At 39.6% G+C, this 26,806-nt stretch carries 25 protein-coding genes and 1 pseudogene; 21 read left to right on the top strand and 5 right to left on the bottom strand.

All coding sequences use genetic code 11. From position 1 onward, the window contains the following. Positions 1–764 precede the first annotated feature (764 nt). From ACFPYJ_RS12235 to ACFPYJ_RS12220, 4 genes and pseudogenes are all read right to left on the bottom strand, one after another. A complete protein-coding gene (locus ACFPYJ_RS12235) occupies positions 765–944 on the bottom strand; it encodes an excalibur calcium-binding domain-containing protein (RefSeq protein ID WP_379188441.1) in 180 nt (59 codons plus the stop codon). Further along, a pseudogene (locus tag ACFPYJ_RS12230) lies at positions 930–1,640 on the bottom strand (copper amine oxidase N-terminal domain-containing protein); the annotation flags it as partial. The pseudogene ACFPYJ_RS12230 and the gene ACFPYJ_RS12235, both read right to left, overlap by 15 nt. 1,188 nt (positions 1,641–2,828) lie before the next feature. Next, complete coding sequence (locus ACFPYJ_RS12225) at positions 2,829–3,053, bottom strand: hypothetical protein (protein ID WP_379188420.1); 225 nt, start codon at positions 3,051–3,053, stop codon at positions 2,829–2,831. Between the two features lie 81 nt (positions 3,054–3,134). Continuing rightward, positions 3,135–3,524 (bottom strand): LexA family protein, encoded by a 390-nt coding sequence (locus ACFPYJ_RS12220; RefSeq protein ID WP_379188440.1) that lies wholly within the window; start codon positions 3,522–3,524, stop codon positions 3,135–3,137. Between the two features lie 626 nt (positions 3,525–4,150). Here ACFPYJ_RS12220 and ACFPYJ_RS12215 point away from each other — a divergent pair. From ACFPYJ_RS12215 to ACFPYJ_RS12195, 5 genes are all read left to right on the top strand, one after another. Then, on the top strand, positions 4,151–4,774 hold the full coding sequence (locus ACFPYJ_RS12215; protein WP_379188419.1) for a hypothetical protein: 624 nt from the start codon (positions 4,151–4,153) through the stop codon (positions 4,772–4,774). Next, positions 4,771–5,307 carry an accessory gene regulator B family protein gene (locus ACFPYJ_RS12210; protein WP_379188418.1) on the top strand — a complete coding sequence of 179 codons (537 nt, stop codon included), beginning with the start codon at positions 4,771–4,773 and terminating at the stop codon, positions 5,305–5,307. The genes ACFPYJ_RS12215 and ACFPYJ_RS12210 overlap by 4 nt, the downstream gene beginning before the upstream one ends. Continuing rightward, positions 5,304–5,423 carry a cyclic lactone autoinducer peptide gene (locus ACFPYJ_RS12205; protein ID WP_379188417.1) on the top strand — a complete coding sequence of 40 codons (120 nt, stop codon included), beginning with the start codon at positions 5,304–5,306 and terminating at the stop codon, positions 5,421–5,423. Before ACFPYJ_RS12210 ends, ACFPYJ_RS12205 begins: the two co-directional genes overlap by 4 nt. Before the next feature lie 10 nt (positions 5,424–5,433). Then, on the top strand, positions 5,434–5,826 hold the full coding sequence (locus tag ACFPYJ_RS12200) for a hypothetical protein (RefSeq protein ID WP_379188416.1): 393 nt from the start codon (positions 5,434–5,436) through the stop codon (positions 5,824–5,826). Positions 5,827–6,130: 304 nt separating this feature from the next. Further along, positions 6,131–6,511: a helix-turn-helix domain-containing protein gene (locus ACFPYJ_RS12195; protein ID WP_379188415.1), complete on the top strand. Its 381-nt coding sequence runs from the start codon at positions 6,131–6,133 to the stop codon at positions 6,509–6,511. 16 nt (positions 6,512–6,527) lie between these two features. Here ACFPYJ_RS12195 and ACFPYJ_RS12190 read toward each other — a convergent pair whose 3' ends face one another. Then, complete coding sequence (locus ACFPYJ_RS12190; protein WP_379188414.1) at positions 6,528–6,686, bottom strand: hypothetical protein; 159 nt, start codon at positions 6,684–6,686, stop codon at positions 6,528–6,530. A gap of 849 nt (positions 6,687–7,535) precedes the next feature. On the opposite strand from ACFPYJ_RS12190, the gene ACFPYJ_RS12185 reads away from it, so the two are divergent. The 16 genes from ACFPYJ_RS12185 to ACFPYJ_RS12110 all read left to right on the top strand — a co-directional run bounded on the left by ACFPYJ_RS12185 (position 7,536) and on the right by ACFPYJ_RS12110 (position 26,764). Then, on the top strand, positions 7,536–7,850 hold the full coding sequence (locus ACFPYJ_RS12185) for a DNA cytosine methyltransferase (protein ID WP_379188413.1): 315 nt from the start codon (positions 7,536–7,538) through the stop codon (positions 7,848–7,850). A 1,241-nt stretch (positions 7,851–9,091) separates the two neighbouring features. Next, a complete protein-coding gene (locus ACFPYJ_RS12180; RefSeq protein ID WP_379188412.1) occupies positions 9,092–9,844 on the top strand; it encodes a YveK family protein in 753 nt (250 codons plus the stop codon). Continuing rightward, positions 9,825–10,508 carry a CpsD/CapB family tyrosine-protein kinase gene (locus ACFPYJ_RS12175; protein WP_379188411.1) on the top strand — a complete coding sequence of 228 codons (684 nt, stop codon included), beginning with the start codon at positions 9,825–9,827 and terminating at the stop codon, positions 10,506–10,508. The genes ACFPYJ_RS12180 and ACFPYJ_RS12175 overlap by 20 nt, the downstream gene beginning before the upstream one ends. A gap of 311 nt (positions 10,509–10,819) precedes the next feature. After that, positions 10,820–11,719, top strand: a complete 900-nt coding sequence (gene galU / locus ACFPYJ_RS12170) for a UTP--glucose-1-phosphate uridylyltransferase GalU (RefSeq protein WP_379188410.1) — start codon at positions 10,820–10,822, stop codon at positions 11,717–11,719. A 14-nt stretch (positions 11,720–11,733) separates the two neighbouring features. After that, positions 11,734–12,423, top strand: coding sequence for a sugar transferase (locus ACFPYJ_RS12165; RefSeq protein ID WP_379188409.1), 690 nt, complete (start codon positions 11,734–11,736; stop codon positions 12,421–12,423). A gap of 16 nt (positions 12,424–12,439) precedes the next feature. Next, positions 12,440–13,603, top strand: coding sequence for a glycosyltransferase family 4 protein (locus ACFPYJ_RS12160; protein ID WP_379188408.1), 1,164 nt, complete (start codon positions 12,440–12,442; stop codon positions 13,601–13,603). Positions 13,604–13,619: 16 nt separating this feature from the next. Next, positions 13,620–14,879, top strand: a complete 1,260-nt coding sequence (locus ACFPYJ_RS12155) for a glycosyltransferase family 4 protein (RefSeq protein ID WP_379188407.1) — start codon at positions 13,620–13,622, stop codon at positions 14,877–14,879. A gap of 29 nt (positions 14,880–14,908) precedes the next feature. After that, positions 14,909–16,198, top strand: a complete 1,290-nt coding sequence (locus tag ACFPYJ_RS12150) for a lipopolysaccharide biosynthesis protein (RefSeq protein ID WP_379188406.1) — start codon at positions 14,909–14,911, stop codon at positions 16,196–16,198. Positions 16,199–16,228: 30 nt separating this feature from the next. Beyond that, positions 16,229–17,644 carry an O-antigen ligase family protein gene (locus ACFPYJ_RS12145; protein ID WP_379188405.1) on the top strand — a complete coding sequence of 472 codons (1,416 nt, stop codon included), beginning with the start codon at positions 16,229–16,231 and terminating at the stop codon, positions 17,642–17,644. Continuing rightward, positions 17,641–18,864, top strand: coding sequence for a glycosyltransferase (locus ACFPYJ_RS12140; protein WP_379188404.1), 1,224 nt, complete (start codon positions 17,641–17,643; stop codon positions 18,862–18,864). Before ACFPYJ_RS12145 ends, ACFPYJ_RS12140 begins: the two co-directional genes overlap by 4 nt. 68 nt (positions 18,865–18,932) lie before the next feature. Then, complete coding sequence (gene cps2T / locus ACFPYJ_RS12135) at positions 18,933–20,141, top strand: beta 1-4 rhamnosyltransferase Cps2T (protein WP_379188403.1); 1,209 nt, start codon at positions 18,933–18,935, stop codon at positions 20,139–20,141. A gap of 248 nt (positions 20,142–20,389) precedes the next feature. Beyond that, entirely contained in the window at positions 20,390–21,142 is a 753-nt protein-coding gene (locus tag ACFPYJ_RS12130; protein ID WP_379188402.1) for a sugar phosphate nucleotidyltransferase, read from the top strand. Between the two features lie 48 nt (positions 21,143–21,190). Further along, on the top strand, positions 21,191–21,709 hold the full coding sequence (gene rfbC / locus ACFPYJ_RS12125) for a dTDP-4-dehydrorhamnose 3,5-epimerase (protein WP_379188401.1): 519 nt from the start codon (positions 21,191–21,193) through the stop codon (positions 21,707–21,709). A gap of 12 nt (positions 21,710–21,721) precedes the next feature. After that, a complete protein-coding gene (rfbB, locus tag ACFPYJ_RS12120; RefSeq protein WP_379188400.1) occupies positions 21,722–22,741 on the top strand; it encodes a dTDP-glucose 4,6-dehydratase in 1,020 nt (339 codons plus the stop codon). A 271-nt stretch (positions 22,742–23,012) separates the two neighbouring features. Then, a complete protein-coding gene (locus ACFPYJ_RS12115) occupies positions 23,013–24,344 on the top strand; it encodes a UDP-glucose dehydrogenase family protein (RefSeq protein WP_379188399.1) in 1,332 nt (443 codons plus the stop codon). A 14-nt stretch (positions 24,345–24,358) separates the two neighbouring features. After that, positions 24,359–26,764, top strand: coding sequence for an S-layer homology domain-containing protein (locus ACFPYJ_RS12110; protein WP_379188398.1), 2,406 nt, complete (start codon positions 24,359–24,361; stop codon positions 26,762–26,764). The last annotated feature ends 42 nt before the right edge of the window (positions 26,765–26,806 follow it).

The following is a 26,806-nucleotide window of genomic DNA, read 5'->3' as shown; positions in this document are numbered from 1 at the left end:
AGCTGCGACTAAAGACTCCAGTACAGGAAGAATTCGGTCTGCAGGACTTATAGAGTTCGGTGTGGCACCCAGAGATAAGATGATGTTTTATCGAGCTACTCAATCAATCAGCGGGGAAGACGAGGACTTCGTTTATCTAAAACCGTTGCTGAAATGCAAAAGTGAAGATAAGAAACTGGACCCATAATGGATTGCTTAGAAGTCCTGTTTTGTGCAATTTATTACGTAGTGAAAATTAGATAACTAATGACGTTCAACCGGCTCTCACAAGGTTATAGAGTCGGTTTTGATCTACAAACTAATCAGCCCGTTTAAGTTAAGTTATCTCAGGAGCCTGTTTACCTGTACATATGTACAGGTATGGTAATCAGATTGAAGAAGATACAAATGCCGCTGGCAGGTGGCGCTATATATACGAATTGAGAGTTGCAACCTCCTAAAAGGATGCGCATGGCAGCCGACGTATCAATCACTTAACGAGAATCCCTATCGGCTCCGTTTGGATGGCGGGGATTTTTTATCTTCAAAGAGGAAACGGTGCTTGCGAGTTCTAGGATTCTGATGTTGTTCTTATACGACCATCCTCTTTACAGAAATGATACCCAATTGCAAGTTCTTTATACCTACCTGCTGGCTTCGGGCCGAATTAAGTTGAGTGGGACAGTAAGACGACGACAGTAAGATTGAGTAAATAGAAAAACAAAAAGAGCCGCTGATTATTTCTAATGCGGCTCTGGAGGCTCTCTTAACTAACAATTCGTTTATTATGACGCTTCGCAAGCCACGCCATCTTTATCCCGATCAAGTTTAAAACTATACCCAGGATCGCCTGTATGGAGTGGAGCCTTTCCAGCGGCTATTACATCTGCACAACTACTGTATGCAACATCTGTGTTAGTATCTTCTGACTGTACATTATCAGTTCCAGATATTATAAATAACACTTTTGTTCCATTCGGATAATTTTCCAATTGATTTCCAACCCATGATCCAGCCCCACGATTGTCAGACGGTACGACATAAGCAATATCAGCACCTTCTCCACCTTCCGCGCACATAGCCATCGGCCATTCATCCCGATCATAACCATCCTTTATAGCTACACCCTTAAGCGACTCATCGCGATTATTATCTGCACCCTCTCGGTCAATGGTACATACAGCAGATTCGCCTTTCTTGATGGCCGCTGCAATGTGTGCCGCTGTTAATGGATAGCGATCAGCAGGAAAATTTAATGTGATCGTTTTAACGGTTGTTATTACTTTACCGGTAGTGATAAATACTGTTTTTGTCGTCTGTTCCCATCTTACCCCTGCTCCTAAAGCATCTGCAACAAAGCGAAGAGGGACAAGAGTACGTCCATGTATAACGAGTGATTTCTGCTGAAGCTTAATTTGTTTACCATTTATGGTTGCTGTGCCTGCACCAATAACCAGAACAACTTTAGTATAACCTTTGACCGCTGTGATTTTCTTTCCTTCTAGTTGAAGTGTTGCATCTAATGTCTCAAAGATTCCCCTGAGTGGAACCATGACACTGCTATTTATCACTTCTGGCGGTTGATCGTAGGTTTGAGAAGTGCCATCGATTTTAACCGTTATTTTGCTTGTTGCGGATGCTATTGAAAATGAACTAGACATCATGACAAAGACAAGTGCAAGAATAATCTTCTTCAAATGAAATTCCCCCATTATATCGATGGAACTATTATAAGACAAATTATAAGAGTAGTTCCATAGGATCAATCTGGAAATACAATGGGGCAAGAGGAATTCCTCCTCTAAATAGACTTAACAACCTAATACCTTGACTAGACGCTGTTTTCTCACTATTTCCAGCTGTGATTGTTGCATGAGTCGTATTATTGCTGTTCTTCAAGAATTCAGTTATGAACAACATAATTTGCGGCCTTAAGTCTGACATCCATCTATCAGCTCCTTCCTTAGAAAACATCAAAACCGGAAGATAACTGGGAGCGACTAGGAGCGCTTGGAGCAGCAACAGATCGGCTGAAGGATAAGTACGGTGACATGGAGATACCTTTGTAGAGGCGAGGTCGAGGGCACTCCTGGTGTAACTACAAACGAGAAGGAGGACAACAGGGTGCAATAGCGGATTTCAACGGACGCAAGACCTTTGCACACCTTCTCCGGTTCCAGGTGCGGAAAGGTTTTAGATTTTCGTATTTAACCGTCGATGCATTTATGATATATCTGAACAGTAAAGATGAATAATCAAACTGAAACGTAAAACTGAAAATATAAACTGAACACACAAATTGAAACAAAGACCTTTTTTGAAAAAGTTCTCTTTAGCCTAGTTCTTACCACCCAGTCTCTGACGATGGATTATTGAACATTCAGTTCCTTGGCTATATCTCCGATTGTTGATTCACCTGCCAAGAATCGCAGTACAAATTGCTTCATAAATGCCTTATCAAAACTTCTTCGCTGTTCAAAAGTAAGTCCACTTTTATATAGAGGTTTTCTATGTATCTATCTAGTCGGGAGAGGGTCAAAATAAGAAATCTGAATTGTTAAGAAAAGTTTCAAATATAAGAAGATGAGGGCTGAACTGTTTGCCGTGGGTGTAAACAAATTTAATGTCGATAAAGATCACAACAGGAAGCGACTGCTGTAATTAGAGGGCTAGATTTCGCCTGAGAGGAGTGACCGGTATCATGAGTCGGCAACGATCTTTTAGAAAAAAGGAGCAAAGAGCAAAAGAAAACTATTTGACATTAATTCACCCTCCTATCATTGTAGGGATGTGGAAATAGAGTGCCTATTGTTTAAAAATGTTTAATATGAGTAAACTCACTGCCCCATTTAATAACTTTCAAAACGGCGATTTATGTTCCAGATATTAGGACTAATGTGATGTGTTTCGATACCTATCGTTTTTTTTAAGTTTCCGGTTTTTAACGCATTGACATGCACTACGCGTACATCCACATTTCCGAGGTTCCTTAACTGTCTCGCATAAATAACCGCTTGTTCAACGTCCATTTCTGCGCTGACAAACCCTTTATTTGCTGTTATATAGGCTTTCATAGCAAATCACACTTTCTTTTTAATTTACGGGGTTTAAATTGATCATATGTGTAGCCGACTTGGGCACCTTTATCACTTTCGTTACTCTAGCAAAACAATGGTTTCCGAAAAAGGGGGATCCCATCGAATATACGCCTTGCGCGCTAAATCCTCTAAGATGGTGTCAATGGGCATTCGGAAATGATTCATATTCAGAATCTCTTCTATTATGGGCATCCGTTGATGTGTTGCATGAAAGGATCGAAGGATATCGAGCGCCCTTTTTTCACGAACCCTTAATTTTCGGACTTTTAATAACTCGGGAAAGTTAGGATCCCACTCAACAAATCCTCTTTGCTTCAGTTTAATCAAATTACGATAGATAAGTAGGATGGAATCGGCTCCTGTCTCATGAAGAAGGTCCTGGATTGAAGGTGGAAAGCCATGAGTTCGGGAAAAGGATTCGATGGTACGGATTATACTGACTTCCAACGGCTTGATATTTGTGTTACACAATCAATACTCTCTCCTAGCTTATGAAAATGGATTTCCAAGAAGTATTTCCTTGGAACATTGATAGATTTAAAATAACAGCGTCCATTTTTAGTTTATCCGCTTCATTGTATTATATTCGACAACAAATGACAAACTTCCGTTAAATAAATATTCACAGATCGGCGCAGAAGTCGCAGTCAGGTTTGGTGATAAACCCGCCAATGAAGACGAGAATGAATGTGAATGCCGCCAGGAGACCCCCTCGAAGTTTTTTTGGAATACTGTTGACTTTGTCATACCAAATACGCATGATAATGTCATACAAACGAGAGCGCAGCAAAGACGATAAATCATGAACAGGTGGTGTTCTTACAGTGCGCGGGGAGAAGCTGGGGGAGTAATACCGCCTCTCGCTGGTCTAGCGGAGGCGGCAGAAATATTAGGTTGGGATAAGCGCAAAGTCGGTACTTACATGAAGCGAGCTGAGGAGAAGGGATGGCCAGAAGGAGCATTCCCTGAACCGAGTCAAAGATTGGCAAGTGGCCCGATATGGACCGCAAAGCAGATTTCAGAGTATGGGAATTCAAAGACATAGCAACTATTAGATTGAGGTGGGTGTCGTCTTGGAATTTATTCCGTTTATGATCTTTTCGATGTTTGATTGTTTAGCATTAATAATTGTTGTCTTAACGATTTATCGCTTCAGACTTCGAGACTGTTTATGGCCGGCACTACTTGTTGCGGGAGTTATGAGTCTGCAGAGTTTCTTTCTACGAGAAGAATTGTCTAACTTATCTGACCTTGTCCCATTCTTAAATGCCCTAATACTAGCTCTTTTATTAACCATCTTTCTTGAGGTACCATTTCATTGGTCGCTGATCGGTTCATTCGTAGGTTATTTTCTTTATATTTTGTTACAGGCGGGAATATCTGAGTTGTCTTTTGGGTTCTTATCCGTGCAGGAGTTACATAGTGATCCAGTCAAAGGATATATGTTTCAGATAATTGTTTCGGTAATAGCCTTCCTCATCTGTAAATTCCTATTTTCAAGAGGGATAGGACTTGCAACAAATTTTAAGAAGAGACTTAAAGGTGAACCAATTATCGTAGGGATTGCCATCATACTTGCAACATGCTTGTTTGGAATTATGCTGATTAAACATGAAGTGCTTTTAGATCTCGTTCTAGTATCAGTAGCTATGGTTTTTTTCTTGGTCATTCTAATCAAGAAAGAAGTGAGTAAATGATTGAAGCACTTGCCAATAAACTAGCGACAAATATAAAAATAAAAGTTCCTGACCACCCAGCATCAGTTAATGTCCTAAAGTTTGCTTTGGCTGCTTTATTAAACGGAGCATTCATCGTAGTATTTTCTCTAATTATCTCGCTCATTATTGGCACTCTTCCTGCAACTATTCTGGTTTTGATTAGCTTCGCTGTCTTAAGGCAAATGTCCGGGGGAATTCATTTAAAATCAGGTATTGCATGCGTATTAACATCCATAACGGGAGTAATATTGTTATCGCTTGCAGACATAAATAAAAATGCAATATTTGTTGTAAATATCGTGAATATCATACTTGCTTTGACATTTTCTCCGTCAGGTATCGAAAAACAAACAAGAATTAAACCGAAGTACTTCCCTTTATTAAAAATTTCGTCTACACTTTTAGTAGCAGTAAATATTTATATTAATTCGCCAGTTTTGGCAGCTACATTTTTTGTTCAGTGTCTCACCTTAATTAGAAATCCAGTGAGGGGAAGGAGGGGGAAGATATGACAAAAAAAGCTCTTTATCGTTTCGCTTCATTTTTGGCTCTAATTGCTGTCGTGGTTGTATCAACCGCGAGCACTTGGTATGTATATCAAGGCGATACGCCTGAAGAACTGTTGTAGGTGAGCGTTGATGGATACTGTTAGCCAACAACTTACTGTTGCAACCGACACTAAGGGGATTGGATTGAAAACAATGCTCCTTCCAGAAATAATTTTTATAGAATATGTAAGGTCTGTTAAAGGAATCATGGTTCATTCCCTTGATAGTCAAGGCTTCCTTCCAGGTCCATTTAGTTTCTGGGTGAGTACTCTTCAAGGTAGTGGACTATCAACGTTATTTCCAGTCGATCGAAACAACGCACTGAATCTGGCTAAGATTGAACTGCTGGATCCTAAGTTCAATAAAGCGTACTTCGAAAAAGTTGTTACACGAAAAGATAAAGTATGTACGATTGCACTTGCTAACTTCAATGCAGTTATACAAGAGTTAAAAAACATAAACAGGATGTACAAGATAGTGTAACAGAAAAGGGATGCTACTTCTCCAAAGAGGTAGCATCCCTTTATTAATTTCAAAATATAAATTTATCACTATATAATTGAAATGTCTGTCATTTTATGTCGAATAAAAAACCAGATAGATAATTTTTCGGGATTCCCAAATTTAATTTACATTTTATACAGGCTATTCGATAATGGCTTAGCAGGTCAAGTAATTTATATCACTATTTAATAGTTTTTTCCATATATGCGACAATTTGTATCACACCAAGCATTTGTAATTGATATGTATTAATATGATGATAAGGGTATTTAGGGGGAGTATTATGAACATTGGTAGCCACATTGCAAAATTGAGAGAGAATCGGGGGTGGACTCAAGAACAGACGGCAGCATTGCTTGGGATTTCGCGTGCAGCCCTATCCCATTACGAGAAAAATCGCAGAGAACCTGATTCCGAGATACTTTCGAAGTTCGCGGACATGTTCAATGTCTCTGTCGACTACCTTGTTGGACGAACCAACGTGGCTCCTCTGGCCACGCATGATGAACCCATTCGGGATTTTATCGAACATCTAGAGTTGGCAGACGAGGAATTGTTAAATAAATACGACCTTACCTTAGATGGCCGTAAACTGTCCGCGGATGAGGCTCGCCAATTTATTGTATTTGTACGTGCTGAGAGAATATTAACTAAAAAAACATAGTACGGCAAATCGCCGACTATGTTTTTTTAGTTAGCCTATCTCTCATTAAGAGGAAGTATAGGTCCTGTGGTAAATTCGCACGATCAATACCAAGGTGCTCCAGAATAGTTAATACATCCAATACTACTGGTGCATTGCTTTTTTCATCTTTTCTCATTTGATCGTTTGTTTTCATTATTCTCCCACTCCTAATTTCTTGTTTTTTCAAATAATCAAAAAAACGAAGCATTCCTCCTAATTTTCGTCAAATTGTCTAAGATAATATGAACAGCCACGAAGTCAATAACCCTTTATGGAGAGTTAAGTCATCGTTTCAATTCATCTATCCCGTCTGTTCCAGTAATAATAATCCGTGCAACGTAGTCTCAACATATTACTTTTCCTATTCATTCTGACTTTCTATTTTTAATCTGACCTAGTTAGCTATTATAGTCAATACAATATGGAAAGTATGTCGAAGATTGCGGTATGGATAGTCACATTCTTTTTGCTTCTATTCATATTCAACCCCATACTCATTGAGTGTCTTTTAAATAATGAATAGTAAATAGCGAATGAACGCTTAAATCAGAGGGAGAAATAAAGTATGAATGAAAAAAACTATTAGGCAGATCTTAGAAACTATGCCGATCCTGTAGAAGTACAATCGACTTTAAGAAACGGACGTTATAGAGGTCATTTTAGAAAATGTTGAATCGTTCGATGATGCAGAAATTTACCCGCAAAATTAGGTTAGCTGAAGGCCACCGAGACGGACCGAATAACCCCCAAGCAGTAATAAATCATTTAAAGGGAGAAATAAACCATGAAAAGAGCCGCACAACTCGCCTTACTCGCAGCGATATCGGTAATAGCCATCATCACCTATGTTTTTATGCCTGATGGAGGGGATAGGGGATAGAGATGAAATACAACGAATTAATCGCTGGGTATTGGCGGAATGAGATATGGACTCATGCAAGCCGGTATGTAGTGTGTGGGATATGTGGAGTGTAATACGAAATGCGAAGCATGTGGGAAGGTTATGACGTTACTGCAGATGACGATATTCGACTACTTAGAAATGAGCGAGGACCAATTTGACCTTATCGCAGGAGGATTTCCGTGTCAAAGTTTCTCAATTGCTGAAAAGTGTCAAGGATTCAGAGACAGCACTAGAGGTACATTTTTTGAAATCATCCGGTTGGCATCTATTCTCAGACTCAAGTATATATTACTTGAGAACGTACTGGACTTCTCAGTTGTCATGACAAAGGAAGAACATTGCACCTTGAATGTGGTGGAAGAATATTTCCAACCAGGAGAGTTATATGTAAATGATAACTTTACAAAATATTAAATTCTTAAATTAACCCTAAATGTTTATATTTTACATGTTATATAAGTTGACATTAATGGGGTTATTCGTTAGTATAGGTAATATATCCTAACTTAAAAGTTACATAGGTTTCAAATGAATCATTTTTACTATGAACGGAGTTGGAGATGGCAATTTTGGTTACGGCAGCGAGCTTACCATGACTTTTTGCTTAGAAATCTCATTCACTCGTTGGAAGCCAACCTGAATCCGGACTTCCATTACTGGTAGACGTTTCTGTGAAAACCCTCAAAAAGCATATACCGTAATGTACAACTTCATTCCATGATAAAAAACCCCGATGGAGGCAACTTTTGGCAAGCTGATTCAAGGATGATAAATAACCCGGCACCCTATGTATCGGTTAAACAGGCGGATATTACCCCTACCTTTCCTGTGTGAAGGACGGTGCTACGAGAGAAACCTTAGCTTACCATCTTTCCGAAACCTTAGAGATGTCGATTTGGAACGTTAGATAAACTGCTGGAGCAATTAGACGGAAACATCCATCCCCATATCTGTGAAACATACGATCATCTCCTTTTTATAAAATGTACTTTATTAAAAATGTAGCCGAGTGGTCTCAGGCTTCCGCTCGTTCATATGAAGTAAATGCGAGATACGAATCGTATCATACAGCAGGGGCGTTGTTTGTTATAATGTATTCTGTTACTCATGGCTGGTGTAAGCTGAAACTGCGAAAGTGATGTTCTGTCAAGAAAGTAGACACAGTTTTTCTAAAGTAATGAGTTTGATGCGTACATAGGAAATAGTGAGAAGTCCGAGGATCATGGATAAGGTTGAAAGTGGACAATGTGCAGGTCTTAAATTTTGCTAACGAAATCAAAGGGCTTTCTCCGGTGAAACCTAGCGGTAATCGCTAAAATAACAAAAGAAGAAGCGAAGTGGGTGCCAGTACCATTTAAAACAGCAAAAAAGAGGGGGCAAAATGTCATCGTTAATTGATGACGTATATCATGACGGTGGCAAATCCAAGGCCCATGATTTATGTCGGAAGCATATGATCCATTTCGTTGCTTCCAGTGTTCTTAATTATTACCCCAGTAAATTATCGTATCTAGGTTGGACACTTTGGCGATGAATATATCGACTTGTATCGTAATAATGCGATTCGAGTCATCTAGAACAAAGAAATTGCCTATGAGGATAGATCAAAGAGAATAACGCTATTTTGGTAAATTGATACAAATGGAGGAGACAACTTGGAACTTAAACAGTTTTGGTCAATTGTCAGGAAGAATATATGGATGATCTTAGTGTTTGTTATCATTAGTGGAACGGTAACCGGCATTTATTCTTATTACTTTTTGGATAAGAAGTATGAAGCGTCCACGAAGCTAATCGTAAATCAGAATATGGATACAGCCACCCTAAACAGAATAGATATCAATACAATCAACTCCAACATTCAATTAGTTAAGACCTACAAAGAAATCATCAAAACCCCCCGTATTATGAGCAAAGTCGTGGCGCAATTTCCCGACCTGAAGCTGACGGAGGATGATCTTATCAGAAAAGTCAGTGTTACCTCCGTTAATGACACACAGGTTATGTCGGTTACTGCTACGGATCTGTCCTACAGAAAGGCGACGAGCATCGTAAATGCGGTTGCTCAGGTCTTCCAGAAAGAAATTCCGACGCTAATGAAGGTTGATAATGTCAACATCCTGAACATGGCCAATCCGAATGACAAACCTGCTCCTGTGTCCCCTAAGCCGAGCTTGAATATCGTAATCAGCATTATTCTGTCTCTCATGGTTGGACTCAGCTCGGTGTTCTTGATCCATTATTTGGATGATACAGTGAAATCAGAAACGGATGTTGAACAAATTCTAGGCTTGCCGACATTGTCGCTTGTACCGCGTATGAGAAAAGCCGACAAGGTTTCATTAAAGAATAAACAAACGGTCACCAAACCAATAAGAGGTGAGAAGAATGTCACGCTCGACACTTAATGATCAGTTGATTACTGATAGCAACCCAAAGTCGCCGATCTCTGAAGCCTACAAAATTCTTCGGACCAATATCGAATTTTCAAATGTTGATGAGAAGATACAAACGATAATGGTTACCTCCACCAAGATGAGTGAAGGGAAAAGTACGACATCAGCAAATCTGGCTGTTACTTATGCGCAGTCGAACAAGAGAGTGCTCCTCATTGATGCGGACTTAAGGAAACCGACCCAACATCATATTTTCAAGCTTTCGAATCGGTTCGGATTGACTTCCTTGTTGAGTCATCAGAATGACCTGGATCATGTGCTGCTACAGACATCTGTAGATAACTTGAGTGTCATTCCTTCCGGACCGATACCTCCAAATCCTTCTGAGATGCTTGCATCGAAACGTATGACAGCACTGCTGGAGGAGTTGAAGCAACGGTTTGACATTATTATTATCGATACGCCTCCTGTCCTGGCAGTCACCGATGCGCAAATTGTCGCCGCTCAGTGCGATGGTGTAATAATGGTTATCGATTCCGGAAAGGTCAAGAAGGAAGCCGCCCTGAAAGCCAAAGCGAGCTTGGAGAAAGTTAAAGCGAGATTGATCGGCATCGTTTTAAATAACATTAAACGCAACAGCGCAGAGGGTTATTATTATTATTATGGCGAGCGGTAAGTGAAATAAAAAGGGTGAAGCAGAAATAGCACGTAGAGCGCTGACTGGACGAATCTACAGGTAATGTCTCCTGCACCTATATCACTGGAGGCACTCGGTCATGCTGTGGGTTAGTAGACCTTAGACGTAAATCGTCAAGGGTGTGACGTGAGGATGGGTTCGATGCCTAAACTTGGATAGCAAAAGTCCAAGCTATGCTTTCTTACGTTCTAACAGGCATAAGAAGACATAGCTTGCATTTTTGACAACTAGATAAGTATGGGAAAAGAGGAAATAAAAAATAATAAAAAATCAAAGGATAGGTGATTGAGATGAGAAAGGTAAGAAAAGCCATCATTCCTGCCGCCGGACTTGGAACGCGATTTCTTCCAGCAACGAAAGCTATGCCGAAAGAAATGTTGCCTATCGTTGATAAACCTACAATTCAGTACATAGTGGAAGAAGCCATCCAATCCGGTATAGAAGACATTATCATCGTAACGGGAAAAGGCAAGCGTGCAATTGAAGACCATTTCGATATTGCTTTCGAACTGGAACAAAATCTCTATGAGAAGGGCAAACACGATATCCTCAAAGAAGTCCAAAAATCCTCGCAAATCAATATACATTATATTCGGCAAAAAGAAGCCAAAGGGCTGGGGCATGCGGTATGGTGTGCTAAAAATTTCATTGGCGATGAACCATTTGCTGTTCTCCTTGGAGACGATATCGTACAGGCGGAAATTCCTTGCACCAAGCAGCTGATGAACCAATATGAGCAAGTGGGGAGATCGGTTATCGGTGTTCAAGCCGTTGCCATTGATCAGACAGAAAGATACGGCATTGTGGATCCAGTAGAGCCGGCAGATACGAAGCTCGTTCAAGTCCGTAATTTTGTTGAAAAACCACCGCTAGGTTCTGCACCTTCCAATCTCGCTATCATGGGACGATATGTTTTAACACCTGCAATATTTGGTTTCCTGGAAAAACAAGAGACGGGAGCCGGTGGTGAGATCCAACTAACGGATGCGATTCAGAAATTAAACGAATCAGAAGGCGTTTACGCTTTTGATTTTGACGGAGTTCGTTATGATGTTGGCGAGAAGCTGGGTTATATTAAGACCACCTTGGATTTTGCGCTTCAGAGGAAAGAACTTCGATTGCCATTACTCACGGCTTTAGAAGAGATACTGGAACGTGAAAAGGTTAACAAACTCATAATTGATCGGTAAGAGGGGGAATTGGTATGGCTCCACAAAGGAACAATACAGAGATCGCTCTGGAAACCAATATATACTCTTCGCTAGCGTTAGAACATAATAGCAATTTAAGAGCTTATCTAATGGCCAAGAGAGCGATGGATATTATAGGCGCATTAATTGGAATGGTTTTTCTTATTCCTTTATTTATTGTCGTCGCTATAGTAATCAAGATCGAGGACCCTCGTGGTCCTGTTTTCTTTTATCAGGTTCGAATTGGTAAGAACGAAAAGCCGTTTCGCATGTATAAATTTCGTTCAATGGTCTCCAATGCGGAAGAACTACTAGATGGACTGTTGAGTCAAAACGAAATTAGCGGCGCGATGTTCAAGATGAAGGAAGATCCACGGATCACCAAAGTGGGTAAGTTCATACGAAAAACCAGCATTGATGAGCTGCCACAGCTATGGAACGTGATACGAGGTGACATGTCCATTGTTGGACCTAGACCACCACTTTCACGCGAAGTAGCAGAATATACGAGTTATGACAAGCTGAGGCTGAGGGTGACGCCAGGCTGTACTGGCTTATGGCAGGTGAGCGGGCGAAATAATTTGAACTTCAATGAAATGGTAGAGCTGGATTTGAAGTATGTTCAGCAACGCAGCATCCGGCTGGATCTGTTCATTATTTTAAAAACGGTAGGCATTTTATTCGGATCTAAGAATGCATTTTAATAAAGGTTGTGTAATTATGAAAATTTTATTTATAACCAGTGTAATAAAAGATTTATCATCCGGTGTATTTAAAAAAAATGGATGGCAGGTAAAGGCTATGCGAGCATTAGGACATCAAGTCAGCTTTGGATATTTTGATACCCAGGATACTTTTGTAATTGAAAATGAGCATGGTCAAGTCACGACTGTCATTCCTGCTCACTCTTATGGTTTTGGAAGGCGTAAAGTAATGATTTCTATTAAAAATTTTATGGCTGGGAAAGGGTATGAACTTTTGTATTCAAGATGGGAGCAGTACTACCCTTTGATAGCTCGAACTTATAGAGAAATAAAGAAGACAGGAACAAAAGTTTATTTGGAAATCCCCACCTATCCTTTGCAGGAAGAAAGAAAAAATATTAGACAGCGCTATTTCAAAGAAAAGAGATATGTGAAGTGGCTTAAGCATTGGCTTTACCAAGTAATAAGCGAGATAGGAGAAGGTCGGATGAAAGATGCAGTAGATAAAGTTGTGACTTTTATGAATCACAAAACTATCTGGGGCATCCCTGTTATTTGCCTCGATAATGGGGTCGATGTGGAATCCGTTCCACATCGAACCTATGTACCGCAAAGTAGTATCATTCATCTGATCGGTGTAGGAAATATAGCTGATTGGCATGGTTATGACAGGTTGATTCGGTCCATCAAAGACTATTACAGCTTAGAAAAAAGAGATTATGATGTAAAATTTACTATTGTAGGCGATGGGATATCGGTAACCAGTCTTAAAAGACTGGTTACGCAGCTGAATCTGGAACAAATAGTTCAATTTACGGGGCTTAAGCATGGTAAAGAATTAGACCAGCTGTTTGACCACGCGGATGTAGCCGTCTCTTCCTTGGCAGAATTCAGAAGGAACTTGGAGACGGCTTCAACTTTGAAGATGAAAGAGTATGTAGCAAGGGGAATTCCGATAATCTATGCTTATAACGAAATGGGCTTAACTGGAAATGAATTTTTTGTCAAACAATTTCCCAATAATGATAGCGCAATTGATTTTTCTGAAATCATTCAATTTGTATTAGAATGCAGGGAAAACCACCAGAAGATTTTGGAGATCAGGGAATTTGCGGTAAAAAAATATGATTGGAAGTTGCAAATACAACATGTTTTTGAATTGAAAACACCTGATTTTTAACGAAAGAGGAACGATTATGAATGTGTTATTGGTTAACAAATTTTATTATATCAAAGGCGGTAGTGAAACTTATCTATTTGCTTTAAAGGAACAACTGGAAGCGGAAGGTCACCATGTAGTTCCCTTTTCCATGGATGATTCTAAAAATGAAAAAACAAAGTATAGTGAGTACTTTGTAGAAAATGTCGATTACAATAATATGTCATTTTTTAAAAAAATAAAATCGGCATCCAATATTATATATTCTTTTGAGAGCAAACGTAATATCAAAAGACTTCTTGATGATGAAAATATCGATATTTCTCATCTTCATTTATTTCAGCATCAAATATCTCCGTCAATTTTGTTTCCTTTGAAACAGAAGCGTATTCCTGTTGTATATACGGTTCATGATTTAAAAGTAATGTGTCCTAATTATAAAATGATGACAAATAACACTGTGTGCGAACAATGTAAAGATGGAAAGTTTTATAATGCTATGAAAAATAAATGTGTAAAAAACTCGTTATCTGCGAGTTCTATATCAATGCTAGAAGCATACTTTCATAAATTCATGAAAATTTATGATAGTTACATTGATTATTTCATAACACCGAGTGAGTATTATAAACAAAAGATGATTGAATGGGGTTATCCTCCTGGTAAAATAACCCATATTCCTAATTTTGTTCATATTGATAAGTATCAACCTTATTATGGAAATGATGGTTATTTTCTTTATCTTGGTCGGCTGTCCGAAGAGAAAGGTATTATGACCTTATTAAAGTCACTTGCCTATACGAAAACACAGGTCAAGTTAGTAATAGCTGGAACTGGTCCGCTGAGTGAATCGATTAAAGAATACATTTCCGATCATGACTTAGAGGATCGAGTCAAGCTCTTGGGATTTGTATCCGGAACTCAGTTGCAGACGACGATTCAGCGCTCCAAATGCGTTGTGATGCCTTCTGAATGGTACGAAAATGGTCCATTATCCTTAATTGAATCATTTGCCTATGGAAAACCGGTTATCGGCAGTAATATTGGTGGAATACCTGAGCATATCGATCCTAATGTTAATGGACTTGTTTTCGAGAGCAAGAATGCACAAGAGCTAGCTGACAAGATCGACTATATGAATAGCTTAAGCGATGCCGAGATAAACCGATTTGGAACGCATGCAAGAAAAAAAGCAGAAACAGAATACAGTCATGAAGTGCATTTCAAACAACTAAAGAAAATTTATGACTATTTATTGGCGAAAAAATATAATAGCACAACTGAAACCATTAAATAAACAATTAATAATCATTATGGGAGAATACCATGCTTAATAAACAGATGAAAAAAGGTGAAGAAAGAAGTCTTCTGTCTAATACATTATGGATGAATTCGGGATTTATTTTGAAAATTTTCATTCAGGCGGTTTACTTCATTTTATTGGCCAGATCTCTTGGAATCAGTGATTATGGTGCTATTGTAGCCGTTAGTGCAGTTGCATCGGTCATTTCGCCTTTTGCCAGTCTGGGAACTGGTAATCTGCTCATCAAAAATATTGCCAGGGAAAAAGCAGTATTTAGTTACTATTGGGGTAATTCAATTCTAATAACTGTACTGTCTGGAGTAATCCTAATTGGATTTTTAGTCTTAATCAAAAATATCATATTTGCAAAATCTATCACAATTCTGTTAATTATTTTGATTGGAGCGTCAGATATTTTATTTGCGAAATTGTCTGAAATTGCGGGTCAGTCTTTTCAGGCCTTTGAGCGCTTAAAATGGACGGCACAATTCAACGTGTGGTTAGGCTTACTTCGCTTGTTGGCCGCTATACATTTTTGTTTTTTTCAACCTCATCATACCGCTAGTATATGGGGGGCATACTATCTTGGATCATCAATAATTTGTGCAATCTCCTCTATAACTGTCGTCAATCTACTACTGGGGAGACCCAAGCTAAGACTCAAATATTTCACTAATGAAAAGCTAGAAGGTTTTTTATTCTCGATAAGTACTACTGCGCAGGGCTTTTACACGGATATAGATAAGACGGTGTTGTCTAAATTAGGCAGTTTAAATGATACGGGGATATATGCGGCGGCTTCAAGAATTATGGAGGTTACCTTTTCTCCAATCAGATCCATTTTACAAGCTTCATATGTACGATTTTTTGAGCAGGGTAGACGAGGTATCGGTAATAACATCCTGTTGGCTAGGAAATTAATGATACCGGCAATAGCTCTATCCTTAACATCAGGTATTTTGTTAATGACGTGTGCTCCGTTAATAGTATTTGCTTTAGGTGACAGTTTTAAAGAATCGGTTGACGTTCTCAGATGGATCGCTTTTATACCTCTTATTCGTTGCTTTCATTTCTTTGCCGCTGATGCTATGACCGGCTCCGACCATCAGAAGCTGCGTAGTGTGATCCAAATTATTGTTGCAATTGTAAGTGTGTTTATTAACCTGATATTAATACCTCCATATTCCTGGAAAGGTGCTGCAATAGCAGCTCTTGTCTCCAATGGACTCCTAGCTATTAGCCTGTGGTCTTCCATATGGTATTTGCAGCAGAACCACAAGAAACAGGCTCTTCCTACTCTATCTGAAGGGTAATTATCTCAAAAATCTATCGGTGGTGAAATGATGCGCAATCATACTGCAATACAATTAGATAAACGAGTAATAGTGATTCCATTAATAATTGTTCTCTCAGTTTTGCTTGGGTATTTTACGGCAATTAGGGAATCAATATCTCTGGTTTTGGTAATTGGCGCATTGATGATGTTTTTTGTAATTATCAAGCCAAGATTTGTTTTTTATTCTACGTTAGTTTTGTTATTTTCAATCCCAGCCGGAAGCTATGACTTTTTTTTATTGAAAATTCCAATCATCCAGCTTGATATTACAACTTTATTGTTATGGCTATTGGTGATTATTTATTTGTTCAGGTGCATGACAGAAAAAAAGGCAATAATTCTTCCTTCTGCAAAATTTATGATAATGATTACTTTATTGGTAATATATACTATCGTTTGTTACGAACAGTCTTTAGTATATTATTTTAATGATATAAAAATATTTTCAACTTATATTGTTTATTTGTTGATGTTCTTTTTCTGGGAAGGAAAAACAATGGTTTCATTTATAAAAGTGACTGTAATCTCATCAGTCATTTTATCATTGATAGTAATTTTAATGTTTTACACAAAAACAACCTTATTCCATGATTTTTATGCCAATACATACTGGGCAAATGATACACGTGCTACAGTAAGTAATCAATCGAATTTTATCATCGCAATGCCTTTATTAATAGTAGCACTAAAAGAAAAAATCTTGCAAACAAAGTGGAGATTTTTCATTATAATTTCGTTGATATTGATGGGTATTAGTTTAATATTAGGCGAAAGTAGAACATTAATTTTTTGCGTAGCAGTGAGTTGCTTGATTACTCAAATTTTCACAGGCAGTAAATCGTATTTGAAAAATGTGATGAAATTAGTTTATGGATTACTCATTGTGGTTGTAGTGAGTTATATCTATGTTTTAGTTTTACCTGTTCCTCAAAAAATATCAACAGTATATCAACGATTTGAAGAAGTGGTAGAGTCAAATGGTCAAAACAATTCCTTAACTACTCGACAAAATTCTATAAACTATGCAATGAAGGAAATTATTGATAATCCTCTCGGAAAGGGTATCGGTGCACCAATGCAGTGGGTGGATAATCGCGGGAATTTGATTCAGTTACAAACCAATATTGATAATGGCTTCATCACATTTTTATATAAGTTTGGTTGGTCTGGACTGATTATATGGATAATATTTTATTTTCTAGGTTTTTTACAAGCAATTAAACTAGTTAATAAGTCTAATCATTATTATGCTTTAGCTTTTTTAATTAGTCTACCTTTAGTCATTTTAAATGATATGTTATTAACAGCCCAGCTTGCGATGAATAGTGCTATTTTTTCATATATATTGGTTATATTAGCGATTTTTGAAAAAGAAATAAGAAGTCGGAAATTAAAATTTATCAGTTCAGAGGTAAGCATATGAAAATTGCCTTTATTATCAATAATTTTCCTGTACTATCAGAGACATTTGTACTTCATCAAATAACTGGATTGATTGATCGTGGTCATGAAGTTGATATCTATGCTAAGCGGCAATCTGTACCAAGTCTGACACAGCAAGAAGTAAACAAGTATCGGCTAATGGAGACCAGCAACTTTATCGATATACCGACAAATAAACCCAAGCGAATCCTTAAAGCGCTGGGGCTTTTTATTATTTATCTATTTCAGAAACCTAAAGTGATTCTGAGATCTTTAAATATTTTCAGATATAAAAAAGAGGCTTCTTCGTTGTATTTATTTTATTACGCGATAACCTTTCTACGTACTCGGCAAAAATATGACGTTATTTATTGTCATTTTGGACCTAATGGGAACATGGGCGTTTTCTTAAGAGAAATTGGCGCAGTGAATGGGAAAGTTGTTACTGTCTTTCATGGGTATGATATTACGACATATTTAGATGAATATGGACCCAATATATACAATCGGTTGTTTAAAAATGGCGATATGTTTTTACCAATAAGTGATTTGTGGAAAGAAAGGTTATATAAAATTGGTTGCAGCAGGGAGAAAATAATTGTCCACAGAATGGGAGTGGACAGCAATAAACTAAAAAAAACTTCACAAAAAACATTTAGTCATGAAGATGTCCAAATCATTTCAATTGGAAGATTAGTTGAGAAAAAAGGCATTGAATATGGAATCCGTTCAGTTACTAATCTTCTTCCCCAATATCCAAAACTACAATATATTATTGTTGGCGATGGGCCCCTAATAGAAGAACTGAAACAGCTGGTAAAGCATTTAAATGCGGATAAAAATATTGTGTTGATGGGTGCAAAAAACCAAGATGAAATAAGAAAACTACTGGAACAATCGGATATTATGCTTGCTCCCAGTGTAACCAGTAAAACCGGTGATCAGGAGGGGATACCCGTCGTCATTATGGAAGGGATGGCTATGGAGTTGCCGGTTGTATCAACATGGCATACTGGTATTCCTGAACTTGTACTAGATGAGATAACCGGATTACTCGCCCCAGAAAGAGATATCAACTCGATATCAGTGCAGATTGCCAGGCTCGTTAATGATCCAAATTTGCGTAAACAAATGGGAAGAGCAGGAAGAAGGGTTATTGAAGAACATTATAGTCTGGATAAACTAAATGATAGGCTGGTAAATGTTCTTAACAGCATTTGATAAATATATGAGGCAGTCTTTTTTTATTGTTAATAAAGCAAGCGTGATTAAAAACAAGGAAGTGGACAATGGACATTTTTATTTTAGGATCCAAGGGGATTCCTTCTAATTATGGAGGCTTTGAAACTTTTGTTGAGAAGTTAACTGAAAAGAAGGTTAGTACAGAAATCAAATATCATGTTGCATGTATGTCTGATTCTTATAATGAATTTTTTCATAATAACGCAAGATGTTTTAACGTTGCTGTCCCTAATATCGGAAGCGCCAAAGCGGTCTTGTATGATGTTTTAAGCTTAAAAGAATGCTACTCTTACATAAAACGAAATAAACTAACAAATTGTACAATTTATATTCTTGCTTGCCGTATCGGTCCATTTCTTTCTTACTATAAATGGAAATTAAACCAACTTGGAGTCCGAATATATGTAAACCCGGACGGCCATGAATGGAAGAGAAGCAAATGGAATAAAGCAATCCGGTGGTATTGGAAATACTCGGAGAAGCTAATGATAAAGAATGCAGATATAATAATCTGTGATTCAAAGGGAATTCAAAATTATATTCAGCGTGAGTACGCGCACTTTCATCCAGTTACTGATTTCATCGCATACGGTGCTGATCTTGAACGATCCAAGATTTTGGATCCTCTTATATTACAAGATTGGATAAGAAAAAATAAAATATCAAAAAATGGATACTACCTTGTCGTAGGTAGATTTGTACCCGAAAATAATTATGAAACCATGATAAGTGAATTTATGAGATCGACCAGTAATAAAGATTTAGTTATTATTTCAAACGTTGAAAGCAATGATTTTTATAATGAATTATTGCTTAAAACTAATTTTAAGCAGGATAACAGAATCAAATTTGTCGGTACTGTATACAACCAGGAACTTTTAAAAAAAATCAGAGAAAATGCATTTGCCTATTTCCATGGACATGAAGTCGGAGGTACAAATCCATCGCTGCTGGAAGCACTCGCAAGTACTCGATTAAATTTATTATTAGACGTTGTTTTTAATCGAGAGGTTGGAGAAAACGGTGCACTTTATTTTTCGAAAGAAAAGGATAACTTAGCAAAGCTTATAGCTAGCTCAGAACAAATGGATGAAACGGACATAGAGAAACTGCAAGCGCTGGCTTACCAAAGAATTGCGGAAAATTATACTTGGGAATATATTATTGGCCAATATGAGCAGTTATTTGAGACAATAGCAGCAGTCAGTAAAAGCAATCCGAGTTCAAATCAAACTAAAGGAGCAATAGAAGTATGAAAGGATATATCTGATATATCATGAATTGAATTGATACCAATTATGATCGACATATTATTCTTGATTATTGAAACGTGATCGTTAATTTTTTTGAATATATGGCGTCCGGTGAACAATATACTGCGAAGATCAAGTGTTTTTTGCGGATCAAAGGAAACTAATAACAAAAATAGAAATATTAACCAAACACTTTAAATTATCTCAATTTGAAGCAAAAATATTTAGATAAAATAATAGGAGTGATTATAATGAAAGGTATTATCCTAGCTGGTGGTACAGGATCAAGGCTGTATCCTCTTACGAAGGTTACCAATAAACATTTACTTCCCGTTGGAAAATTTCCAATGATCTATCATTCGATTTACAAATTAATAGCTGCTGCCATTAACGACATCCTCATCGTTACTGGCCGTGACCATATGGGCGATGTCGTTAATCTTTTAGGCAGCGGATATGAATTTGGGGCATCCTTCACTTATAAAGTACAAGATCAACCGGGTGGTATCGCTCAAGCTCTAGGATTGGCTCAAAGCTTCGTAAGAGATGAGCCAGTTGTTGTAATCCTTGGTGATAATGTTTTCTCGGATGACTTGACTCCTTATGTGGAAAATTTCAAACGTCAAGAGACGGGAGCGAAAATTCTGCTCCAGGAAGTTCATGATCCTGAGCGCTACGGTGTTGCTGAACTTGAAGGCAACTTTATTAAAGGAATTGAAGAAAAACCTAAGCAGCCGAAAAGCTCTTATGCTGTTACAGGTATTTATATGTATGATTCTAAAGTATTCGACATAATTAAGACGTTGAAACCGTCAGGTCGCGGTGAATTGGAGATTACCGATGTCAATAATGCTTATATCCAACAAGCGGAGTTAACCTATGATCTCCTTTCAGGTTGGTGGACAGATGCAGGTACTCATGATTCTTGGGCACGTGCAAATGAACTTGTAAGAGACCTTGAATTTGATTTGACTTTTGGTAAACAAGTAGTTGTTACGAAATAGAGCGAGGGATTAAAACATGAATATCATACAACGAAATTAGACGGTGTATTGATCATTGAAACGGATGTATTCGGCGATAATCGCGGCTTCTTTACTGAAAGTTACAATAAGAAGAAATTCCATGAAGCTAGAATCACCCATGAATTCATCCAAGATAACCAATCCTACTCTGCAGAGGCTGGTACGGTTCGAGGTCTTCATTATCAATTGGACCCTATGGCTCAAACCAAATTGGTAAGGGCTGTTTCTGGTGCCATCTATGATGTCGTTGTCGATATTCGGAAAGGGTCTTCAACTTATGGACAATGGATAGGCGTAATTATTAGTGAGAGCAACAAGCGGCAAATCCTTGTTCCCCAAGGCTTCGCTCATGGCTTTTGCACTATAACCCCGCATACCCAGGTTCTGTACAAAGTAGACCAAATCTACTCCAAGGAGCATGATCGCGGCATCTTATGGTCAGATCCGTTGCTTGGCATCGACTGGCCAACGACAAATGTCATTTTATCAGAAAAAGATAAAATACATCCGTGTCTTCAGGATGCAGAAAATATCATATCGATATAGGAGAAGAGACACATGAATCTATTAGTAACCGGTGGAGCCGGATTTATCGGAAGTAACTTCATCCGTTTTATGCTGAACAAATATCCTGACTACAAAATTATCAATTTCGATAAACTCACATATGCGGGCAATCTGGAAAACCTTATTTCAGTTGAACAAAACCCACATTATCATTTTGTAAATGGTGATATCTGTGATAAACAGCTCGTGAATGATACAATTCGTAATTACAGCATTGACGTAATCGTCAACTTTGCTGCAGAATCGCATGTTGACCGTAGCATTAGTGAGTCAGATATCTTCATTAAGACGAACGTTCTTGGTACGCAAGTGCTCCTGGATGCTACTAGAGACAATAGTCTTAAAAAGTATGTTCAGATTTCTACAGACGAAGTATACGGTTCCCTTGGAGAAACGGGACATTTTACGGAGGAAACCCCTCTTGAACCAAACAGCCCATACTCTGCAAGTAAAGCAAGCGGCGATTTGCTCGTTCGAGCCTATCATGAGACATTTGGTATGAATATGAACATTACACGCTGCTCGAACAATTATGGACCTTACCATTTCCCGGAGAAGTTGATCCCACTCATTATCACGAATGCATTGGAAGGCAAAGCACTTCCAGTTTACGGTGACGGCATGAATGTGCGTGACTGGCTCCATGTTATGGACCATGCTTCGGCGATCGATCTCGTTATTCACAACGGCAAGCCAGGTGAGGTCTACAATATTGGTGGACACAATGAACGCAAGAATATCGAGATCGTTAACATCATTCTCGATTTGATTGGCATATCAACTGAATTGATCCGCTATGTAGAAGATCGTAAAGGACATGACCGTCGTTATGCAATTGATCCAACCAAGATTACACGAGAATTAAATTGGCAACCAGTCTATATTTTTGAAACCGGCATTAAAGAAACGGTTCAATGGTATCTTGACAATCAATCGTGGTGGCAGCGTATCAAAAACGGCGATTATACAAGCTACTATGAATCGCAATACAGAGAGCGGTTATATGGTTAATGTGAAGGTACTTATATCAGGCGCAAGTGGCCAATTTGGGAAAAACATGATGGAGTTTTTGCTTGCTGCGGATTATGATGCCTTAGGGTTCGGTCAGGAAGAACTCGACCGTGCAAAAAGGTCATACCTAGCGATGTCATTAAGGTACCGCAAGTGAGATGACATAGTACTCGTGCTACATCGGATTTAGAAATTATCGAAGTGCAAACCGGAAGTGAGATTGTTGAAGAAGATATTTTGAGATGCATTTAATCAGGAGTGGTGAGACCATATGAATATTTCAGTCATTGGTACCGGATACGTCGGTTTGGTATCCGGTGTTTGTTATTCGGAGCTAGGAAATAACGTCTCCTGTGTAGATAAAGATCCTTTTAAGATTGAGATACTGCGAAATGGTAGAGTACCGATCTATGAACCAGGCTTACAACCGCTGCTTAATAGTAATGCAGCACAAGGAAGATTAAAATTCACGATAGATACCGTTGAAGCTGTAGCTGAAGCGGATCTTATCATTATTGCGGTAGGAACCCCGCCACTTCCGAATGGTGAAGCAGATATGCAGTATATTGAAGCTGCGGCTAAAGAAATCGCCCAAGCCATGAATGGTTACAAAGTGGTCTGTGTAAAAAGTACGGTTCCGGTAGGAACGAATGAACGTGTACGCGCGATTATCGCCACTCATTATAGTGGTCAGTTCGATGTAGCATCACTTCCGGAATTCCTGCGCGAAGGAACGGCTGTGAAGGATACGCTTCACCCCGACCGTATTGTCATCGGTGCTGAGAGTGAACGTGCAGCGCAGCTCTTGAAAGAGCTGCACATTCCCTTTACGAATGAAATTGTTGTCACGGATATTCGGAGCGCAGAGATGATCAAGTATGCATCGAACGCCTTTTTAGCTACGAAGATCTCGTTCATCAATGAAATTGCAAATATATGTGAAAAGGTAGGCGCGGATGTGATCGAGGTAGCCAAAGGTATGGGGCTGGATCGACGCATCGGTGCTTCATTCTTGCGCGCCGGCATTGGCTATGGAGGGTCTTGTTTCCCTAAGGATACGAAGGCGCTTATCCAAATTGCGGGTAACGTGGAGTACGACTTCAAGCTTCTGAAGGCTGTAGTGGAAGTAAACCGTCATCAGCGCTTCGGTGTTCTCGATAAATTGTTCCAAGCGCTAGACAATGTATACGGGAAGACGATTGGCATTTGGGGGCTTTCCTTTAAGCCGGAAACAGATGATGTTCGCGAAGCTCCAGCCTTAGAAATCATTGACAGGCTTATTGAATTGGGAGCCAAAGTAAAGGTATACGACCCAAAAGGAATGGAGAGCTTCCGCCGCATGTATGACCATCCGTCTATTACGTGGTGCGAGGCAGCGATGGATGTCGCGCAAGGCAGCGAGGCACTATGTTTGCTGACGGAATGGAGCGAGTTCGTAACGGCGGATCTTGCACAAGTTGAAGCTGCTTTAGCACGTCCAGTACTTATCGATGGACGCAATGTCTTCAGCCTTGACCAAATTCGGAATACAGGCCTTGCTTACTATCCGGTAGGCAGACCTGTTTTTCATAATAAAAGCCAGTATTCTCAAGAAGTTATTTAGGAGGAGTGATAGACATGGAATTAAGAAAAACAGCAATATCGGTGGGGCTTGCAGCAGCGCTGCTGGCTACGACGCTTGGTGGGTTTCCGTTAAGTGACAAAGGCATAGCTGCGAAATTCGGGGCCGGCACCGCTTATGCGGCCGATGCAGCATTCCCAAGTGATGCATTCCTGGCTCGACTCCAAAAGGTGCATGATGCACTTCTGCTGGGTGATCCGGCAGACGTACAAGATGTAAGAAATTTGCGTTCCGAAATTGACGGACTAACGTTTGCCGCCAATGGAAGCCTGATTGACCCGGTATGGAACAAGATCGTGGATAAGTTAAATTTTGTGAATACGGAAGATGAAGCCCACTTTAAGGAGTCGCTATTTAAGTTCTTAAAAGCGGTGGGAACGATTATGTATGATCCGAACCTGGAAGATCTCGAAGCCATTCGTTCGAACCCGGAATATCGTTCGGCCATTCAATTACTTGCGGAGATAGGCGGACAGCCGAATCTAACGATTGATCAAATCCTTACCTTCCTACTTGGCAATGGTACTAAACCGGGATTGGAAGGAACGTTCCGCAATCACCTGGCTGCCAAATCGGATTCCCAATTAGTAGTCATTGTAGCTAGCGAGACGGAGCGTAATGCCTTCATCGGCAATGTCATTAATTCCGTAGTGACTGACACTAGTTATGATGTCAGCGCCATTCTAGGAAATCTAGGCGTTACCGGCGGTGATATCAATGCGTCGATTGCCAACTTCCGGGCAGCTCTAACCAAGGAAGGCCCAGCGTTTAATGCTCTGCTTGTGGCTTATATTCGTTCGGAAGCGCAAGAAAAAGTAGTGGTTAGCAGCGACGGCCGGACTCATACGTATACCCTTAACGTGCTCGGCAGAGACGTGCCCGCAAGTGCTCCGATAACATGGTCGAAAAAGAACGGTGATACATCTGTTAATGTAACTGTAAATGGTATTGTCACTTTACCGAGTGGAACGACCGGAACGGCGGTTATCGAAGCTATGTTCTTGAACAAGGTCATCTTTTCCAAGCAAGTTACACTCACAGCTGTAAGCACCGGCGGCGGTGGTGGTGGGGTGATAATCGTTACGCCGCCGACAGTGGACGGAATTCTAGAGCAGTTTAACAAAGACTTCGCAGATATCCAATCCAAGCTCGCTTCTGCCGATGACGCGACGAAAGCTGCATTGATTAAGCAAGCTGAAGCACTTGCACTTGCTGCACTTGAGAAGGTCAATACATATGATCTGTCCAAGTCGGTTAAAGTCGAGGGCGGTAAAGCGATATTCGAGCCAGACGTGGATGATATTATCAAGAAAATCAACGCCTTCGAAGCAACACTTGCTGCATTGGTGGCGAAATTGACCTCAATTGGCGGTAATATTAGTGTACTCGATAGCGCCTATTTTACCTTCGATCTAGGAAATATAGCTGTTGATTCGACAGAGCTTCCGCTTTCGAAGAATGTTCTTGATGCTCTTGATTCCGCTTCAATCAGTAAGATCAAGGTGAAAGTCTATGGCTTGAACATCATAACTCCGGTTAAGGAATTCACCGAAGATCTTGACCTTACTGTTAATAAACTGCCGGCACCAAGCGGTCTGAATCCGTTGACACCTGTCTTTGAATTCGGCGTGAAGACGGGCGGCGTACAGAAGAACACTTTCAGCGATCCGATTCACATCCAATTCCCGATTCCTTCTACGGCTAATCCAGATCTGGTTACCGTTGTAAGGCTCGAAGGCAATTCGTATACGCCTGTCGGCGGGGATGTGAATGGCGGATACATCGAAGAGTCATTCCCTCACTTCTCGCCGTACACCGTTATTGAGAATAAAGCCACATTCCGAGATCTGGAAAGCGTACGTGCTTGGGCAGGCAAGGCGATCGAGGCAGCCGCATCCAAAGGAATTACGGAAGGCATGGCGCCAGGCATCTTCGGTCCAAATGAACGCATAACGCGTGCCGAGTTTGCGAAGATGGTCGTTCGTGCCTTTAACCTGGAGCTGAATGATGCGGTAGAGCAATTTGAAGACGTCAAAGGAAATGAATGGTTCGCCCCTTATGTACAAGTGGCTTACCAAACCGGCATTATTAATGGCCGGGCACCGGGTAAATTCGAACCGAATGCTCGGATTACGCGCGCGGAAATGGCAACGATGATTACACGTGCATTGAAGGTGGCCAAAGGCGCGGTTGATGTGAAGGATGTCGCCTCCGAGCTTGCGAAGTTTACGGATAGTACAGGCGTTCATTTATCGCTGCGTTCAGGTGTTGCTTTCGCCGCAAACCATGAACTCATTGTAGGTAACAAAGGGAAATTCCTGCCGACTGCGGATGCTACTCGAGCTGAGGCAGCCGTTATCATCTATCGTTCACTTGGTTTCACCACTGAAGAACAGATGTAGCTTGATCTAAATAGCCGGGCGGAGATTCCATCTCCGTCCGGT

The sequence above is a fragment of the Paenibacillus solisilvae genome (genome assembly GCF_042656405.1).
GTDB lineage: Bacteria > Bacillota > Bacilli > Paenibacillales > Paenibacillaceae > Paenibacillus_Z > Paenibacillus_Z solisilvae.
The sequence above is the reverse complement of the archived record's forward strand: the minus strand, read 5'-3'. Positions and strand labels throughout refer to the sequence as shown.

What these genes read in the sequence shown, in the direction of transcription:
- ACFPYJ_RS12225 (WP_379188420.1), bottom strand. Translation starts at nt 3,053, where the DNA reads ATGAAAGCCTATATAACAGCAAATAAAGGGTTTGTCAGCGCAGAAATG.
- ACFPYJ_RS12210 (WP_379188418.1), top strand. Translation starts at nt 4,771, where the DNA reads ATGATTGAAGCACTTGCCAATAAACTAGCGACAAATATAAAAATAAAA.
- ACFPYJ_RS12205 (WP_379188417.1), top strand. Translation starts at nt 5,304, where the DNA reads ATGACAAAAAAAGCTCTTTATCGTTTCGCTTCATTTTTGGCTCTAATT.
- ACFPYJ_RS12200 (WP_379188416.1), top strand. Translation starts at nt 5,434, where the DNA reads ATGGATACTGTTAGCCAACAACTTACTGTTGCAACCGACACTAAGGGG.
- ACFPYJ_RS12195 (WP_379188415.1), top strand. Translation starts at nt 6,131, where the DNA reads ATGAACATTGGTAGCCACATTGCAAAATTGAGAGAGAATCGGGGGTGG.
- ACFPYJ_RS12190 (WP_379188414.1), bottom strand. Translation starts at nt 6,686, where the DNA reads ATGAAAACAAACGATCAAATGAGAAAAGATGAAAAAAGCAATGCACCA.
- ACFPYJ_RS12185 (WP_379188413.1), top strand. Translation starts at nt 7,536, where the DNA reads ATGACGTTACTGCAGATGACGATATTCGACTACTTAGAAATGAGCGAG.
- ACFPYJ_RS12175 (WP_379188411.1), top strand. Translation starts at nt 9,825, where the DNA reads ATGTCACGCTCGACACTTAATGATCAGTTGATTACTGATAGCAACCCA.
- galU (WP_379188410.1), top strand. Translation starts at nt 10,820, where the DNA reads ATGAGAAAGGTAAGAAAAGCCATCATTCCTGCCGCCGGACTTGGAACG.
- ACFPYJ_RS12165 (WP_379188409.1), top strand. Translation starts at nt 11,734, where the DNA reads ATGGCTCCACAAAGGAACAATACAGAGATCGCTCTGGAAACCAATATA.
- ACFPYJ_RS12160 (WP_379188408.1), top strand. Translation starts at nt 12,440, where the DNA reads ATGAAAATTTTATTTATAACCAGTGTAATAAAAGATTTATCATCCGGT.
- ACFPYJ_RS12155 (WP_379188407.1), top strand. Translation starts at nt 13,620, where the DNA reads ATGAATGTGTTATTGGTTAACAAATTTTATTATATCAAAGGCGGTAGT.
- ACFPYJ_RS12150 (WP_379188406.1), top strand. Translation starts at nt 14,909, where the DNA reads ATGCTTAATAAACAGATGAAAAAAGGTGAAGAAAGAAGTCTTCTGTCT.
- ACFPYJ_RS12145 (WP_379188405.1), top strand. Translation starts at nt 16,229, where the DNA reads ATGCGCAATCATACTGCAATACAATTAGATAAACGAGTAATAGTGATT.
- ACFPYJ_RS12140 (WP_379188404.1), top strand. Translation starts at nt 17,641, where the DNA reads ATGAAAATTGCCTTTATTATCAATAATTTTCCTGTACTATCAGAGACA.
- cps2T (WP_379188403.1), top strand. Translation starts at nt 18,933, where the DNA reads ATGGACATTTTTATTTTAGGATCCAAGGGGATTCCTTCTAATTATGGA.
- ACFPYJ_RS12130 (WP_379188402.1), top strand. Translation starts at nt 20,390, where the DNA reads ATGAAAGGTATTATCCTAGCTGGTGGTACAGGATCAAGGCTGTATCCT.
- rfbB (WP_379188400.1), top strand. Translation starts at nt 21,722, where the DNA reads ATGAATCTATTAGTAACCGGTGGAGCCGGATTTATCGGAAGTAACTTC.
- ACFPYJ_RS12115 (WP_379188399.1), top strand. Translation starts at nt 23,013, where the DNA reads ATGAATATTTCAGTCATTGGTACCGGATACGTCGGTTTGGTATCCGGT.
- ACFPYJ_RS12110 (WP_379188398.1), top strand. Translation starts at nt 24,359, where the DNA reads ATGGAATTAAGAAAAACAGCAATATCGGTGGGGCTTGCAGCAGCGCTG.